Annotated in this window: 17 protein-coding genes; 11 read left to right on the forward strand and 6 right to left on the reverse strand. The window is 46.4% G+C overall.

Annotated elements, in window-relative coordinates; all coding sequences use genetic code 11:
• Positions 1–190 precede the first annotated feature (190 nt).
• The 3 genes from JGUZn3_RS03340 (at position 191) to recA (ending at position 3,813) form a co-directional block, all read left to right on the forward strand.
• A complete protein-coding gene (locus JGUZn3_RS03340) occupies positions 191–1,735 on the forward strand; it encodes a catalase (RefSeq protein WP_203414313.1) in 1,545 nt (514 codons plus the stop codon).
• 86 nt (positions 1,736–1,821) lie between these two features.
• On the forward strand, positions 1,822–2,505 hold the full coding sequence (locus tag JGUZn3_RS03345; protein WP_203414314.1) for an ankyrin repeat domain-containing protein: 684 nt from the start codon (positions 1,822–1,824) through the stop codon (positions 2,503–2,505).
• A 273-nt stretch (positions 2,506–2,778) separates the two neighbouring features.
• Complete coding sequence (gene recA / locus JGUZn3_RS03350) at positions 2,779–3,813, forward strand: recombinase RecA (protein WP_203414315.1); 1,035 nt, start codon at positions 2,779–2,781, stop codon at positions 3,811–3,813.
• Positions 3,814–3,867: 54 nt separating this feature from the next.
• On the opposite strand, the gene JGUZn3_RS03355 is transcribed toward recA, so the two are convergent.
• The 5 genes from JGUZn3_RS03355 to JGUZn3_RS03375 form a co-directional block, all read right to left on the reverse strand.
• Positions 3,868–4,095 carry a hypothetical protein gene (locus JGUZn3_RS03355; RefSeq protein ID WP_203414316.1) on the reverse strand — a complete coding sequence of 76 codons (228 nt, stop codon included), beginning with the start codon at positions 4,093–4,095 and terminating at the stop codon, positions 3,868–3,870.
• A gap of 85 nt (positions 4,096–4,180) precedes the next feature.
• On the reverse strand, positions 4,181–4,444 hold the full coding sequence (locus tag JGUZn3_RS03360; RefSeq protein WP_203414317.1) for a hypothetical protein: 264 nt from the start codon (positions 4,442–4,444) through the stop codon (positions 4,181–4,183).
• A 69-nt stretch (positions 4,445–4,513) separates the two neighbouring features.
• Entirely contained in the window at positions 4,514–5,671 is a 1,158-nt protein-coding gene (locus JGUZn3_RS03365) for a GNAT family N-acetyltransferase (protein ID WP_203414318.1), read from the reverse strand.
• Between the two features lie 113 nt (positions 5,672–5,784).
• A complete protein-coding gene (locus tag JGUZn3_RS03370; RefSeq protein ID WP_203414319.1) occupies positions 5,785–6,258 on the reverse strand; it encodes a RidA family protein in 474 nt (157 codons plus the stop codon).
• A gap of 175 nt (positions 6,259–6,433) precedes the next feature.
• The gene (locus JGUZn3_RS03375; RefSeq protein WP_203414320.1) at positions 6,434–8,104 is read right to left on the reverse strand and encodes a TSCPD domain-containing protein; all 1,671 of its coding nucleotides are present in this window, start codon (positions 8,102–8,104) and stop codon (positions 6,434–6,436) included.
• A 326-nt stretch (positions 8,105–8,430) separates the two neighbouring features.
• Here JGUZn3_RS03375 and JGUZn3_RS03380 point away from each other — a divergent pair, with 326 nt between their 5' ends.
• The 7 genes from JGUZn3_RS03380 (at position 8,431) to JGUZn3_RS03410 (ending at position 13,095) form a co-directional block, all read left to right on the forward strand.
• Positions 8,431–8,808 (forward strand): NADH-ubiquinone oxidoreductase subunit NDUFA12 family protein, encoded by a 378-nt coding sequence (locus tag JGUZn3_RS03380; RefSeq protein ID WP_203414321.1) that lies wholly within the window; start codon positions 8,431–8,433, stop codon positions 8,806–8,808.
• A gap of 40 nt (positions 8,809–8,848) precedes the next feature.
• Positions 8,849–9,448, forward strand: a complete 600-nt coding sequence (mlaD, locus tag JGUZn3_RS03385) for an outer membrane lipid asymmetry maintenance protein MlaD (protein ID WP_203414322.1) — start codon at positions 8,849–8,851, stop codon at positions 9,446–9,448.
• Positions 9,449–9,465: 17 nt separating this feature from the next.
• Complete coding sequence (locus JGUZn3_RS03390) at positions 9,466–9,675, forward strand: hypothetical protein (RefSeq protein ID WP_203414323.1); 210 nt, start codon at positions 9,466–9,468, stop codon at positions 9,673–9,675.
• The gene (locus tag JGUZn3_RS03395; protein ID WP_203414324.1) at positions 9,672–10,370 is read left to right on the forward strand and encodes a DUF2155 domain-containing protein; all 699 of its coding nucleotides are present in this window, start codon (positions 9,672–9,674) and stop codon (positions 10,368–10,370) included. The genes JGUZn3_RS03390 and JGUZn3_RS03395 overlap by 4 nt, the downstream gene beginning before the upstream one ends.
• A 118-nt stretch (positions 10,371–10,488) precedes the next feature.
• A complete protein-coding gene (otsB, locus tag JGUZn3_RS03400; protein WP_203414782.1) occupies positions 10,489–11,229 on the forward strand; it encodes a trehalose-phosphatase in 741 nt (246 codons plus the stop codon).
• The gene (locus JGUZn3_RS03405) at positions 11,226–12,563 is read left to right on the forward strand and encodes an alpha,alpha-trehalose-phosphate synthase (UDP-forming) (protein ID WP_203414325.1); all 1,338 of its coding nucleotides are present in this window, start codon (positions 11,226–11,228) and stop codon (positions 12,561–12,563) included. The genes otsB and JGUZn3_RS03405 overlap by 4 nt, the downstream gene beginning before the upstream one ends.
• Positions 12,550–13,095, forward strand: a complete 546-nt coding sequence (locus tag JGUZn3_RS03410) for a disulfide bond formation protein B (RefSeq protein WP_203414326.1) — start codon at positions 12,550–12,552, stop codon at positions 13,093–13,095. The genes JGUZn3_RS03405 and JGUZn3_RS03410 overlap by 14 nt, the downstream gene beginning before the upstream one ends.
• Here the strand turns inward: JGUZn3_RS03410 and JGUZn3_RS03415 are convergent.
• On the reverse strand, positions 13,092–13,538 hold the full coding sequence (locus JGUZn3_RS03415; RefSeq protein WP_203414327.1) for a hypothetical protein: 447 nt from the start codon (positions 13,536–13,538) through the stop codon (positions 13,092–13,094). The genes JGUZn3_RS03410 and JGUZn3_RS03415 overlap by 4 nt on opposite strands.
• 274 nt (positions 13,539–13,812) lie before the next feature.
• On the opposite strand from JGUZn3_RS03415, the gene JGUZn3_RS03420 reads away from it, so the two are divergent.
• A complete protein-coding gene (locus tag JGUZn3_RS03420) occupies positions 13,813–15,879 on the forward strand; it encodes an NAD(+) synthase (protein ID WP_203414328.1) in 2,067 nt (688 codons plus the stop codon).
• Positions 15,880–16,281: the final 402 nt, after the last annotated feature.

Here is a 16,281-nt window from a genome sequence, read left to right on the forward strand (position 1 = left end):
AACCATATTCCATGAAATAGAATATGGTTATTGGGTGTATAAAATAAATCATTTTTTCTTATAGGCTGTTTTGTGGCAGACTCCCGTCTAGGAGTTATGCTGCTAGGAAATGTGCGCAGTATGGGTATTGTAAAATGATTGGCAGTATTGAAGCTTAGCTTTCTTTTTCGTTTTTTAAGTGAGAGGATTTATGAAAACAGTTTATAAAACGACTCTGGCTGTTCTGCTTTCGTCGGTTTTCAGCTTTTCGGTTGCGTCGGCACAACCCCATCAGCTGACTGAGGGGAACGGCCGGCCTATTGGTAATAATATGAGCTCTAAAACCGCGGGAGTTGATGGCCCAGTCTTGCTAGAGGATTTTTCATTAATTGAGAAATTGGCTCATTTTGATCGGGAGCGTATTCCGGAACGTGTGGTTCATGCCCGTGGTGTAGGGGTATTTGGGGAATATGTTGAGACGGAAGATTTTTCAAACATTTCTAAAGCAGTTTTGTTTGAAGCCGGCAAGAAAACCCCAGTTTTTGTAAGGTTTTCGACCGTTATGAATTTTCGGGGTTCGCCAGAGGCTGCTCGTGATCCCCGCGGGTTCGCTGTTAAGTTTTATACCGAACAGGGGAACTGGGATTTAACGGGGCTAAGTCTGCCAGTGTTCTTTATTCGCGATGCTGTTAAATTTCCAGACTTTGTACACGCGAATAAGCCCGATCCTGTTACCAATATCCAGGATCCTAACAATGCGTTTGATTTCTTTTCAAACATGCCGGAATCAACCCATATCCTAACGTATTTATATACGGACTATAAGGGGATGCCTGTGAGCTATCGTAAAATGGATGGTCATGGTGTGCATGCTTTCCGTTTGGTGAATGCAAAAGGGGAAACCCATTTTGTAAAATTCCACTGGAAAAGCTTGCAGGGGATTGAAGGGATGAACCTAGATGAGACCATGAAAGCCAATACCAGTTATGCCACTCACGACCTTTATGAGGTTATTGGCAAGCAACATAAAGCTGCCAAATGGGATCTCTATGTTCAGGTTCTCACCCCAGAACAAGCTGCAAAATTACCTTATGATGCGTTTGATGATACAAAAGAATGGCTAGGGGTGCCGGAACGTAAAATTGGTACCATGACCCTTAACCGTATGCCGGATAACTTTTTTGAAACCACTGAGCAAGCTGCCTTTGACCCAGGAATTATGATTCCCGGTATTGAGCCCTCCCCAGATAAAATGCTGCAAGGGCGCCTGTTTTCCTATGGGGATACTCAGCGTTATCGTATAGGGGCCAATTTCCTCATGCTTCCTGTTAACCGTCCGCGGGTTGAAGTACATTTCAACCAGCAAGATGGTCACATGAATTTTGGAAACCGCAAAGGCCATGTGAACTATCAGCCTACAAGCCGTCTGGATGACCCTGGTGCAACGGTGGATAATCCTAAATTTGAGGAAAGCGCTTACGAGGTTTCCGGCCAAGCAAAAAAACAAGTGATTAAACCCCGCGATGATTATAGTCAGGCCGGTCAGGTTTGGGTTTCCTTGAGTGATCACGAGAAAGAGGCTCTCATTCGTAACCTTTCCTATGATTTGAATGGTGTGACTATTGAGCCCATAAAAATAAAAATGGTGAGCCATTTTTATAAGGCGAATGTGGACTATGGTACACGTTTAGCTAAAGCAACCCATTTGGATGTTGCCCAGGTTAAACAGGTTGCAGATAAACTCCCTAATAACTAATTGCGGTCTACTAAGCCCATCGTACATTTTGTGTATGATGGGCTTATTGTCTTCAGTTTCTCCAGATAAATAAGGAAAAAGAGTTTATGTTTGTGACCTATCGTAAAAAAACATGGTCTTTTGTTCGGTCTCTTTCTGTGCTTTCTGCCATGGTGGTCAGTGTTTCCTTACAGGCTGCGCAGGCGGCAGAAAAGGCTACCACTCCCCAGAATACAGCTTCTCAGAATACAACTTCTCAGAATACAGGGGAACAAGAACCTTCGCGTATTGGGGTAGACCGCATGAAGGCGCTGTATTTTGAAGCCGCCAGGGAAGGCCGTAACGATGTTTTGGAAAGTTTCTTAAAAGCAGGGCTTTCAACTGAGGTAAAAGATATAAAAGGCTATACCCCTTTAATTTTGGCTGCTTATAATGAGCACCCGTCTACAGTAGAGTTTTTGCTAAAAAATGGGGCTCAGCCTTGCGCAGAAGACAAAGCAGGCAATACCGCTCTTATGGGGGTGGCTTTTAAAGGAAATGTCGAGATATTAAAGCGGCTCATTAAAGCAGGCTGTTCAGTGAACCACCAGAATATGCAGGGAAAAACAGCTTTAATGATGTCTTCCCTATTTGGAAGAGAAGACGTTGTTAAGACCCTTCTGGCTTCCGGAGCGGACTGGCGCTTAAAAGACAATAAAGGCAACACAGCCCTTTCGCTCTCTCGCCAACAGGGCAATGATGCTGTGCAGAAAATGCTCGTTGAGGCGGAAAAAGCAAACCATCACCCTTAAGGGGCGGGAATAAAAGGGTTACCTTATAAGGCATATGCAACAATAATCCTTCTTTGAGAGTATTTTAGTAAAAAATTACCCCACATGATCAAAAATTCTTGCTACCATGCAGTGAAGAAGAGGAGTATATACACTTAAAAGGGCTACCGCAGTGATAACGTTTATTAGAATCTACCAGAACTCCTCTTCATGAATGGGTCTTTGTTGTATATTCTACTTTCAGTAGATTCTCTGTGCAGGCATGAATATTGATAGGGGTGAAGGGGGAATTCTATGGATAAAAGCAAAGCTTTAGAGGGGGCTCTTAGCCAGATTGAAAGAGCCTTTGGCAAAGGGTCAATTATGCGCATGGGCCAAAAGCCCAATGAGCAGGTTGAAGTGATCTCGACGGGGTCTTTAGGGTTAGATATTGCTCTGGGGATTGGGGGGCTACCTCGTGGCCGGGTTGTAGAGATTTATGGCCCAGAAAGTTCGGGGAAAACCACTTTGGCCTTGCATGTGATTGCCGAAGCCCAGAAAAAAGGTGGTACCTGTGCATTTATTGATGCCGAACACGCGCTAGACCCCATTTATGCCCGTAAGCTTGGAGTAGATGTTGATAACTTGCTTATCAGCCAGCCCGATGCGGGCGAGCAAGCCTTGGAGATTGCCGATACCCTTGTGCGCTCTGGTGCGGTGGATGTATTGGTGGTCGATAGTGTCGCAGCGCTGGTTCCTAAGGCAGAACTAGATGGGGAGATGGGCGACTCCCACGTGGGATTGCATGCGCGTTTAATGAGCCAGGCTTTACGCAAGCTTACTGGTACGATCTCACGTTCCAACACTATGATGATTTTCCTTAACCAGATTCGCCAGAAAATTGGCATTATGTTTGGCAACCCTGAGACAACCACAGGGGGAAATGCCCTTAAATTTTATGCTTCTGTAAGGTTAGATATTCGTCGTATTGGTTCTGTTAAGGACAAAGAGAACGTTGTTGGCAATCAAACTCGCGTTAAAGTGGCTAAAAACAAACTGGCTCCCCCTTTCCGGCAGGTTGAGTTTGATATTATGTATGGGGAAGGGATTAGTAAACTCGGCGAGTTGATTGATCTGGGCGTGCAAGGCAATATCGTTGAAAAATCTGGTGCATGGTTTTCTTATGATAGCCAGCGTATTGGGCAGGGAAGAGAAAATGCAAAACAGTTTTTGCGGGAACATCCAGAAATTGCTCAGACCATAGAGCAGCGAATCAGAGAACAAGCCGGCGTGGTAGCAGAAGCAATGCTTGCTGACCCTTCAGAGGATTCTCTGGAAGACGCCGAGTAAGAAGACACGGAAGTCATAGAAGTCCACCCTTCAGCAAAAGGCAAAGGGCTCCCTTTATGGGGGCCCCGCTTCAAGAAGCTCTTTATTTTCCGATGAAACCAATGGAGGACAAGGCCTGCTTTTCGCAGGCTTTTTTGTGGCCGGTACGGGCGTAGGGCTTTTTTCCTTACGAGCCCTTACCTGGTTTTGCATATGCTCTGGAGTGGGAAGATGGGATTTGTTCCTGTGGAGTGAGAGTAATGCTGCGAGGGTAGTGGTTCCTGTAGAAAGATAACGTTCCATAATGGCTTCCTTCTTTATCGATATTAATAATTATTCTCAATAAAAGATATTTAACTAATCAAATAAAATTAAAAAAATTATAGAATTAATAAATTTTTTTTATCATAATATAGTCTAATCCCAAAAATACAACGCCCTCGCTCCTTTGGGAGAAACGGTTGAGAGCAAAGTTAAAGGATGAAGGAAGGCTTTTTGAGATTCTCTTTGGGGTAATGGCCCTCAAAACCAAGAGATCAGAAGTTCGGCTAGAGGCATTTTGAACATTAATACGGGCGACAATAAGCTTCTGTAGGGTTTCAGGTTGGGAAAGCGTTTCAGGCTTAGTGGAAAAAATATCCAGCGTCGTCATGTCGCCTTCTTTAAAAATCCCAACAGAGATAAGAAAGTCTTTCTTTCTCTCATCAAGGTTATAAAAGGGTTAATTTTCGTTTTTTCGGAACGGTGTCAGAGTGGAAAGATAATCCAGCTCATTCTTTACGGCGAGTTGTTCTTGTGCAAGGAAACGCTCGATAGCCTGTTTAAGGATGGGATCTTGAATCCAGTGCAGCGAATAAGTGTATTGTGGGGCATAGCCACGCTGTATCTTATGCTCACCCTGGGCGCCTGCCTCGACATGTTTAAGGTTGTGCTGGATGGCAAACTCAATAGCCTGATAATAGCAGAGCTCAAAATGAAGATAGGGCCAGTGCCCCAAACTTCCCCAGTTGCGGCCATATAGGGTATCTTCTCCAAGCAGGTTTAAAGCGCCTGCAACAGGTTGGCCATTGTACTCTGCGGTAAAAAGAACAACCTTATCCCCCATTTTTTGGGAAAGTAGAAAGAAAAATTCTTTTGTTAGGTAGGCTTGCCCCCATTTTTGCTCCACGGTGGAAAGATAGAATTGATAGAAAGCATTCCATAGTGAGGGCGTAATGTCTTGTCCCTGATAGGTTTTAAAAATCAGGCCGCTGGCATGGATATCTTTCCGTTCTTTGCGGATGGATTTTCGCTTGCGAGAAGAGAGCGTGTTTAAAAAAGCCTCAAAATCTTTAAAGCCTTGATTATGCCAGTGATATTGTACCCCCAGCCGTTGGAGCCATCCTTCCTTTCCCAGCAGGGTATATTCCTCTTCCTGGCAGAAAGTAATATGAGCAGAAGAAAGCTGAAGCTCTTGGCAGCTACGGGCAAGTTCTTTTCCCAATATGCTTATAATGGTCTGAGAAGGATAATCCCCATGAGGGGAAATAAGAAGACGTGGCCCAGGCACAGGGGAAAATGGCACAGCACATTGCAGTTTGGGGTAATACTGGCCACCATGGTCTTCGTAAGCACGTGCCCATCCATGATCAAACACATATTCTCCATAGGAATGCATTTTCCCGTAAAGGGGGATGGCTGCAATTAAAGACCCGTCGGTTTGTTGCAGGGTGGCATGTAAACTGATCCAGCCATTTTCTGGCGTAACAGAACGGCTTTCTTCCAGGGCAGAAAGGAATTCGTAACAAACAAAAGGGTTTTCAGCACCTGCGCATATGTTCCACTCTTGGGCGGAGAGTTCAGTCATGGATTTGTGAAGTGAAAAAACGAGATTATCCATAAAACTCCTGTGCCCTTATGGTTATGTTATCCTAAACGTTGTGATAGCAACCCGCAGGGCAGATGGCTTGTATTTTTTAATGGGAAATGCATTAAGAGAACGGTGTAGGTTCTTTAAGTTGCAATTTCAAACAGGGCCTCAATTTCCACAGCAGCGTTCAATGGCAAACTTGCCACTCCCACAGCAGAACGGGCATGTTTTCCTGCATCTTCAAACACGGCTACGGCTAAGTCAGAGGCGCCGTTGATCACTTGGGGTTGGTTTGTAAAGTCTGGTGTGCTGGCCACAAAACCGCCAAGGCGGATCAACCTTTTAATTCTGCCTAACGAACCATCAAGTGCGGCCTGGGCTTGAGCTATGATATTGACCATGCACCATCGTGCGGCTTCGGTGCCTTGCTCCAGGGAGACGGTTTGGCCTAAAAGGCCAGTGGCCACGAGTTTACCATCCCGAAAGGGGAGCTGCCCAGAAATAATAAGCTGGGAACCTGCAATAATGGCCGGTACATAATTGGCCACAGGTTTTGCTGCTTCAGGGAGCGTAATGCCGAGTTCCTTAAGTTTCGTTTTGGCGTTTTGGGGTATCATACAAACCTCGAACAACAGAGAATTCAGGTCTTTTGTGAAGATCCACCTTCTTAAGACCCTTTAAGATATATGGGGGTTTTTAAGGCGATGTCCACCTTTAAAAACCTGGCTGTAAAAACTGGGTCTTGAACTGCAAAATTGACTGGTAATTTCCTAGCTCATTGACCGGCTCGTGTTAACTGACGAGCCGTAGGCGCCCTCTGCCGGTTTTGGCTTTGCGGGGGGAAAGGGGGGAAGCCGCGGGGAAAGGTAAGGGGAGAAGAGGCAAGGCAGAATTTTCCTCTCTTTCCTCGGGGGGTAAGGCGTCAGGCATGTCCTCGTGGAGATAGGTTTCCGCAAGGGTTCTGAAAGTATAATCTAAAAGAGAGGTCGCAAAAGCCCTGTTGGGGTCACCTTCCACCGTGCCACCCTGGCCAAAACGGGTATAGGCAAAAGCCTTCACAAACTCACTTAAGGGGACGCCATATTGAAGCCCGATACTGACGGCTTGACCAAAACATTCCAAAAGCCCTTTGACCATGGGGTTTTCCCTGGCAGGCACAATGGCAACTTCTCCTACGCTGCCATCTTCATACTCCCCTGTTCTTACAAAAAGTCCGTGCCCACCAATGCTGGCTTTTTGCGTAAACCCGCTATGGCGATGAGGAAGGGGAAGACGTTCTCCCCTTTTAAGGGTTTCAGGGGCGATGTTGGGTAGGGCATCGGCTTTGGGGCGGGGAGGCATATGGTCCAGATAGGTTGAAAGGGCCCTGTGCATGGCATAATGAGCATGCTGATCAGGAAGAGAAAGAATGTTATCACCCATTAACAGGGCGGCTAGAGCTGTTTCCAGTGTGCAGCCCTTGTGAGCGAGACGGCAGAGGGAGCTTTCTGCCAATCCTCCTTGAGGGGTCAGGGGAGAAAAAACTGGGGCGAGCCCACAAGTTTCTACTTCCAGCAAGGCATCGACTGGTCCAGGGGAGGAAACGCCTGTTTCTATTTTAAAGAAAGAGGAAGGTTTAAGGAAACTTCCTGAAAATTGTGCCAAGCGCTCCTGTAAGGGCTGGAAGGGATGCCCTTTTGTTAAAGAAGGCAAAATAAGCGGTGCAGTCTCTCCATTCCAGGCTTGGGCAGCCATATAACGAAGACATCCCGCCAGGTAGCGACTTCTTAGCCGAGCCTCATCGCTATCATAATCCAGCCCCATCCGTGCAAGGGCAACGTCAAGGTTTGTGAGGAGTAATACCCCTTTTTGTAGGGGAGGAGAAAATTTTTCTGTTTGGGTTTCAAAGCCAAAGGAATGATGGGCGGCAGAAGAAGACTTGAGGGGAGAAAAAAGGGGCAGCTCTGTGGTGCTCATCGCTGCATGGTGCTTGGCTAAAGCATTCAGGAACTGGCAGAGAATATAGAGGGTTTCTATAAAATCTTCATGCTCTAGGCTTCCATCGGCTTCAACAAACCGGGCCAGGTTTAAGATAAAGCCCGGCCTATTGTCATAGTCTCCTTTCCAGAGTGAAAAGGTAGGGGCAGCCTTATGAACCAAAAGCAGGTTAACAAGCTTATGTAAGGGAAAAGGTAGGGGCGAATTGTCCAGACTGTAAATAGAAGTTGTCTCTAAAAGTCGGGCAAAAGGCATAAGCCAGGCCAGTGATTGTTCGCGCAGATCAACCTCTTCCTCTTCGAGGGGGGCTATTTCCGCTAGGGCCTGGGCTGTTGTATCGCTCCATCTTTCCGGAAGGGTAACCTTTTTTGTGGGGGCATCTGGATCGCAAGCGGTATATGTCGCCCTAAAGGGGGTATCTTGCCAAAGGTCTTGCCAAAGATCTTGCAAGAGTGCTGGAGAGGAGGTGAGAGAAAATTCTGTCATATTCCTACTGTAACGTCGGGCTAAAAGAAAGAAAAGAGGGCGGAAAAGGGTTTTCAGTTATACATCCCTCTGGATTGTGGGGATATGGGGGATATTTTCTCTTGCCGCCTGGCGGGAGTCTATGAGATAAAAACAATCAGCTAGAAGCCCATCTTGGGAATTGCCATCATAAAGGCCACAATAGGGGCCATTCAGTTAATGACAGGTTTGTCAAAGATTGTATTTGTGATGAAGTGGTATTTGTAGTGAATTTTGTAATGCATACAGTGTTTTGTAGTGCATATAGTGTGTTGTAAAAACAGTTTGGCAAAGGCCTTGAGTAAACCATGGCAAATATAGGAACACGCCTTTACACATTTTTCCATGGCCGTCTTGTCGGCAAGGATGCTGATGGCCGTGGATATTATGAATCCCGTAAGCCCACGCGCCAGGGTGGAGGCGAAAAGCGTTACGAGCGGTGGGTTATGTACCGTAAGGGCGAAGATGCCTCTGCTGTACCACCAGAGTGGTGGAATTGGCTGCATCATGTGGATCAGGCCCCATTGCCAGAAAGTGCCCGTAAGCCATGGCAACTGCCTTATCGGCCCAACCTAACCGGAACACCAGAGGCTTATCACCCCTCAGGGAGTGATTATCGCAGCGGGCGGCGCCAGCGTTCTACCAGTGATTATCAAGCCTGGACTCCCCATGGGGAGGAGTCTTGAGTGTGGCAAATAGGGGTGCAGCCCTTAGGGGGCAAAAGTCATGAATAAAGCAGTACAGGCCTTGGGCGGACGGAGCCTGGTAGAGCTATTGGCAGGCATTGTGGTATTGATTGCCATGGTGGTGATGATTGGGTTTGCCATATTCAGCACAGGACGAAAAACCGAAACGGGCTATCCTTTATGGGCATCGTTTGACCATATTGATGGCCTCGGCATAGGGTCTGATATTAAATTGGCCGGTATTACCGTTGGCCACGTGGTGGATGAAAATGTCAATCCGCGTAATTATAAGGCCAGTGTTTATTTTGTTGTCCGCCCCGATATTAAATTGCCAGTCGATAGTGCAGCCATTATTACCAGTGATAGCCTTCTAGGGGGCAAATATATTGCTCTTACCCCAGGAGCTGATAGCCGAATGCTCAAATTTGGTGAGCGCATAAAAGATACGCAAGGCTCCATTGGTTTACAGCAATTGCTGAGCAAGTTTCTCTTCAGTGTTACGGAAACGATGACAGCCTTAACAAAGCAAAAAGCTGAGGAAGAGAAACATCACCTTCAGATGAAGCCCAACTCTAGCGGGACTCCTGGGCATATCCCGGCGTTGGAAGGAACTTCCAAGCCGTTTGCGCCGTTAAAATAAGCGTTTATGGGAATAACATGAAGGCGGAAACACCAGTATGGAAGCGGCCAGATGGAAGTTTGGTTGACTGTACGGATAAAGTGAAACTTCTGGAAGAGAATTACTTAGAGCTTCAACAAGTGATGCAAGATATGTTTGAAGATGCCATTCTCATGGGGGTGGATGAGCAGGGCATGCGTTCAATTATTCAGGAGATGGTTGAAAAATTAAGGAGCCCCAAAGGGTGAAAAAATCTCTGTCATATCTGGTATGGGGTGGTGTGTTATTCGCTGGACTGGGGTGTTTTTTTGGGAGCTTTTCACCTGTTTTCGCCGCTGAACAGCCAGAGAGTGCACCGCCCGAATCCTCCCCCAGTAAGCCAGTAGGGAAAAAAGAGATAGGAAGTGAAAAAAAAGGGAAAAAGGGCAACGCCGTAGAGGCTATAAAAAACTATTCTCCCGAGAGCTGGCAAGGTAAAACAGAAGCCAATATTCGTATACTGGATCGGATAGAAAATAGCACCAAGCTGATGGCTTTGCCCGTTGGGCAATCTTTAACGTATAAAACATTACAAATAGAAGCAAAAAGCTGTATAAAGCGCCCCGAAGGCTTACCGCCTGATGCTGCTGTTTTTCTTTCTATTCAGGATACGCAAACCAAAACATCTCCCTTTAATGCCTGGATGTTTCAAGCGGAACCTGCCCTGTCTGTCTTTCAGAATGCCATTTATAATGTTCAGCTTATTGGGTGTAGTGGGCAAGATGTAGCACCTTTCCCCACTTTACTGGCAGAGCAATCCTCAGCAGAGGTCTCACCCCAAAAAACAATGTCAGAGGAAGAGCCTATGGAAGGCGTTTCAAAGCAAACCCCTGCAACCACTGCGCCAGCCCCTTCTTTGTCGCAGGAACCTTCTGCGGAAAATCCCGATCCGGCCGCTCCATAACAATCTTGATGATGGGGTGATTACGGCTGGTCAGGGTGCTAATTGTGGCGCATACTGATAAAGAGAGTGGCAATATTTGCCCTCTAATGAATAGGGAATAGGGAGTGGTAATGTGACGATGAAGTCAGATTATACATGGAATCAAATCAACATTCCTCTATTAGGTGAAGCGGCTTTTTTTCTTGATTTTGATGGCACCCTTGTAGATATTGCCCCAACCCCAGATTCCGTAAAGGTAGAAAGAGGCCTTACGGAGACCTTACAGATTTTGCGGAGGCTTTTGGGCAACGCCCTCGCCGTGGTAACGGGCCGCCCCATAGGGCAGATAGACCACTTCCTTCCGCATATCCCTTACGCTGTGGCAGGCGAGCATGGTGGAGCCCTTCGTTTTTCCCCAGAAGGCCCTATCCAGAATGGCAGCCTGCCAAGCATTCCACAACGATGGCTGGAAGAAGCTGAAAATTTTGCACAGCACCATGAGGGGGTGATTGTGGAAAAAAAAAATAATGGATTTGTTCTGCATTTTCGCAAGGTGCCAGAGCTTGAGAACAGGTTGCATAAAATGGCAGAAGAGTGGGTTGGACACCAACCTGATAGTTTTGAATTGCAATCCGCAAAAATGGCCTGGGAGATCCGCCCCAAAGGCGTAGATAAAGGGCAGGCGGTTTATACTTTAATGGAGCAGCCCCCTTTTCGGGGAAGAAAACCCGTTTTTATTGGTGATGATATAACCGACGAAGATGGGATTAAAGCCGCACAAGCTCTGGGGGGGGTGGGGTATCGTATCCCGCATGATTTTCCAGATTCGGGCACTGTCAGAGTATGGCTGAAATCCCTTGTAGAAGGAGCAGAAAAATGACAAAGCGTTTGGTTCTGGTGTCAAATCGGGTTCCTTCACCGGGGGAAATGGCTCATCCAGCCGGTGGTTTGGCTGTTGGCTTAAGGGATGCCATAGGCGATCGGAGATGTTTATGGTTTGGCTGGTCAGGCAACCAGGTTAAAGAAGGGGACGATATTGCCTTACATACAGATACGGTAGAAAAAGTGACCTTTGCTACAATCGATCTGACAGAAAAACAGTATGAAGGATTTTATACGGGCTTTTCCAATGGGATACTTTGGCCCTTGTTTCATTACCGTACGGGTCTTATGCAATATGCCCGTTCAGATTGGAAAAGTTATCTGGAAGTCAATGCCCTTTTTGCTCAGCGGCTAAAGCCGCTCTTACAAAAGAATGATGTTCTCTGGGTGCATGATTATCATCTTATTCCTCTGGGGCGCTCTTTACGAGATGGGGGGATTAAAGACAAAATCGGTTTTTTTCTGCATATCCCTTTTCCGCCATGGGGCATTTTTTCTACCTTGCCTGGGGCAGATCTGCTGTTAATGGATATGCAGGCCTATGATGTTATTGGTGTGCAGACAGAAGAAGATGCCTATAACCTCAATGCTGCTTTTGAATTATTGGGGCTGAAACCGCGAGCCAAGCCATTTCCGATAGGGATCGATCCAGAGGAGTTTGCTGAGCAGGCAGCAGAAAGCCTTAAGGATATCCACATTCAGCAAGAAAAACTTAACCTACGTGGTCGAGCCCTGATTATGGGGGTGGACAGGCTGGATTACTCTAAAGGGCTCCCAGAACGGTTGCGGGGATATGCGGCCTTTTTGGAACGTTATCCTGAATATTTGGGCAAAGTTGTGTTCTTGCAAATTGCTCCCCTCTCTCGTACCGAAGTTCAACAATATCAGGCTTTACGTAAAAGGGTTGATGAATTGGTAGGCCAAATTAACGGTATTTATACTGAAAGTGGATGGACACCAATCGAGTATGTAACCCGTTCTATCGCACGCCCAATATTGGCGGGGCTGCATCGTATGAGTGATGTAGCCCTTATTACGCCTTTGCGTGACGGCATGAATTTGGTAGCTAAAGAATATATTGCAGCTCAAGATGAGGACGATCCAGGGTGTCTTATTTTATCACGTTTTGCGGGGGCGGCTCCGGAACTTGAAGAGGCCATTATTGTTAATCCCTATGATGCTGACGAAATTGCCGATGCCTTGGCCTTGGCGTTATCGATGAAAAAAGAGGAAAGAAAAAAACGTTGGCAAAAACTTCGCCGCGCAATCGACATTACGACCGCTCACACATGGGCGAAAAGTTTTATGGCTGAATTAGATGAAAGACGGTAATATCTTTAGATATGATAGGGTCTTGCTTATTCTGTTATGTGCAATAGGGGTTTTTGCATTATTAACGGCATGGGTGTTAGAGCATATTCTTGGTCTTGCTCCGTGTGATTTGTGCCTCATGGAGCGGTGGCCTTATCGGGTTATTATTATCTTGGGGATTATCGGGTTTTTTCTTCCCGCTAAAAAACGAAGCTGGATTATGCTGGCAGCGGGGGCTGTTATGACCGTGAATGTAGGCTTGGCCCTTTTGCATACGGGAATTGAGCAAAATTGGTGGCCAAGCCCATTAACAGCCTGCCAGGCTCCTGTTTTTAAGGAAGGCTCAATAGCAGAACGCCTTGCTTCCATGCCTACCAGGCCTGTTAAACCCTGTGATGCCCCAGACTATATTTTGCCTGGTCTTCCTATTTCCGTTACCCTCGCTGATTTATTATTGTCCGTAGGAGTTTGTCTTTTTGGTTTTATTTCAGGTCTATTCCTTCGTAAACATTATCATTCTTTTCGGTGGGGAGGGAATCGGAAAGAGCCTTAGTTCTTTCCTGGCCGTAAAGGGGCCGTAGTTGTTTTCTTGTGAAGATGGGGCTTATGGGAGGGGATTTGCTGATGGCGATAGCTGCGGTGTGTATAACGTAGTCGGCGTGAAGGATATTGGGATTGGGAGAGGATCTCCTGATCGGTAAGAGGTTTTTTTTGCATGGTTCCTTCAGCGGCTCCTTCAGTTCTCTTCCCCAGGTTTGACGGACGAGAAGGTTGCAGTGCCGGATGGTCTTGTTGGCTGGAAGAAATTGGAGGAGCATTTTGGGGTATCTCTTGGGGGGCTTCTTGGGAAACCTCTTGGGCGTTGGTTGCAAAACCACCCCATAAGAGCGCCCCGCCGACAAACAGGGCGTAAGGGATGAGAGGTTTCAATGAAAAAGTCATTCTACGGGTAATGGTTTCTCTTAGGTCAATATTCATGGTGTGTGGATCTCCCAAATATGGTTTCTCTTATTTTTAAGAGAGAATAATACTTTGAAACAAGCAGCAATTATGTCTATAGGGGCAACAAAATCGGGATGGCAGAGCAAGAAAAATACCAGGCCAGAGGCTGGTACCTATTGGCAAGAGTGCCAGTCTTTCCCAGATATAAGGATAAAGAGGGTATTGTGCAAAAATGTCTTGATTATGTTCTCTCTGTTGGGTGAAGAAATATGCTTCAAAAGCCAAAAATACCTGCTCCTCGTATGAGATAAAGAGGTTACAGACCCTTATGAACGGTAGAAATGTGAAGAAGTTTAATTCTCTTTATAATCATGGTTTTGTAAGGGTTGCCGCCTGCACACCTGTTATAGCGTTAGCAGCTCCTGCTGAGAATGCAGTTCATATTGTTGAACAGCTGAATGTAGCCCAAAAAGAAGGGGTGGCTTTATGTGTTTTCCCCGAATTGGTTGTGTCGGGGTATTCTATTGAGGACCTTCTGTTTCAGGAGCCCTTACTGAAAGGGGTGGAAGAAGCCTTGGAGACGATTCGGCAGGCTACGGTAGACCTTACACCTGTTTGTGTCGTGGGCGCTCCCTTGCGGTATGGTGTTGGCCTGTATAATTGCGCCGTTGTCTTGCACAGAGGAAGAATTTTAGGGGTTGTTCCAAAATCCTTCCTTCCCAATTACCGGGAGTTTTATGAAGGCCGGCATTTTGCAACAGGGGTGGGTATTAAAAAGGCCAGTGTTCGTATCAATCACCAAGAGGTACCTTTCGGGATAGACCTTCTGTTTCAGGCCGATGATGTGCCAGACATGGTTCTTGGTATTGAGATTTGTGAAGATCTTTGGGTACCGATCTCACCAGGAACACTTTCTGCTCTGGCGGGCGCTACGGTTATAGCAAACCCTTCTGCCAGCAATATTACCGTTGCCAAGGCAGAAGTAAGAGATATGCTCTGTCGGTCACAGTCTCTTAAAAATATCTGTGCGTATGTTTATTCTGCCGCGGGAGCGGGTGAGTCCACCACGGATGTGGCCTGGGATGGGCAGGCCACTATTTTTGAGTATGGAACCAAACTTGCCTCTGGGACCAGGTTTCCTACCCAGCCCAGCATGGTGATGGCCGATATAGACCTTGGCTTGCTTCAGCAAGAACGTCGGCAGATGGTTACTTTTGATCATAACCGCATTGCTCATGCGGTTGCTTATGAGGATTTTCGGACGATATCTTTTACCCTATCCCCAGAATATAAGGATTTTGGGTTAAAAAGAGCTGTCCCTCGTTTTCCTTTTGTGCCGAATGAGGCTGCGCGCCTGGAGCAAGATTGCTATGAAGCTTATACCATTCAGGTTGAAGCCCTTATTCAGCGATTGAAAAATAGTGGTGCTCGTACCATGGTTATTGGTGTTTCTGGTGGATTGGATTCCACCCAGGCTCTTTTGGTCATGGCTCAGGCAGCGGATAGGTTGGGGTGGGATCGTCAGCAAATTAAGGCTTATACTATGCCAGGGTTTGGAACTAGTACAGGCACGTTAGAAAATGCCCAGGCCTTGATGGCTTCTCTTCAGGTTTCAGCTGATATTTTGGATATTCGTCCCACTGCAGAGTTGATGCTTAAGGAAATAAAGCACCCTTATGCCGAGGGTAAGCCGGTTTATGATATTACTTTTGAGAACGTGCAAGCAGGGCTAAGAACCGATTATTTATTTCGGCTTGCTAATCAGTTTAACGGGTTGGTCATTGGCACTGGAGACCTCTCCGAGTTGGCCTTGGGGTGGTGTACATATGGTGTTGGGGATCAGATGTCGCATTATGCGGTGAATGCGGGTTTGCCAAAAACGCTTATTCAGCATCTTATTCGTTGGGTTGTCTCTTCACAAGACTTTCCACAGGATGTAGGAAGGGTATTACTTTCCATTCTGGAAACAGAAATTTCACCCGAACTGCTCCCTATCGGGGGAGACCAACCGTTACAAAGTACAGAAGAAAAGATAGGACCATATGCTCTTCAGGATTTTAACCTCTTTTATACACTCCGTTATGGGTTTTCTCCGTCAAAAATTGCTTTTTTGGCGCAAATAGCCTGGCACGATAAAACTCAAGGGGATTGGCCCTCTGGCTATCCAGATGCGAAAAAAATAGAATACGATCTTGCTACAATCAGACAATGGCTTGTGGTGTTTGTAAGGCGTTTTTTTGGTTTTAGTCAATTTAAGCGTTCTGCATTACCTAATGGTCCGAAAATTATAGCTGGCGGAGCCCTCTCCCCACGGGGAGATTGGCGGGCGCCTTCAGATGGGAATGCCCGTATATGGCTTGCAGAGATTGAACGTAATATTCCCACAAATCAATAACCCATTAGGAACAGAAAAATTCAGTCACCTTATCAGGCTCTAGAATATCAAGAACCTGATAAATTCCTGGACTGTTACTGTTACAGACCCGTATGGGGAATTGTATGTTGTGAGGGATTGCTGTTACGCAAGATACAGGCCTTAGCGGTGTTGCCCGTAGGGGGTATTTGAATGTCTGAAGGTCTGAAGGTCGTGTTTGCAACGGCTATAGGTCTTGAACATTGCTCTTCCTACCGCTGGAGCTGATTACTTCATTAACAATCACCTGACGACTTGGTTTGCCGATCGGTTTGATGCTTTTAGAAGAGAGTTCCCCCCCCCTGCTTTTCCTTTCCTCAGTGTAAATTGACCCATAGAATGGAACTAAAAAATAGACGAGATTATGTGGGAAGGTCGGGGATA

Origin of the sequence: Entomobacter blattae (genome assembly GCF_014672835.1) — a bacterium.
GTDB lineage: Bacteria > Pseudomonadota > Alphaproteobacteria > Acetobacterales > Acetobacteraceae > Entomobacter > Entomobacter blattae.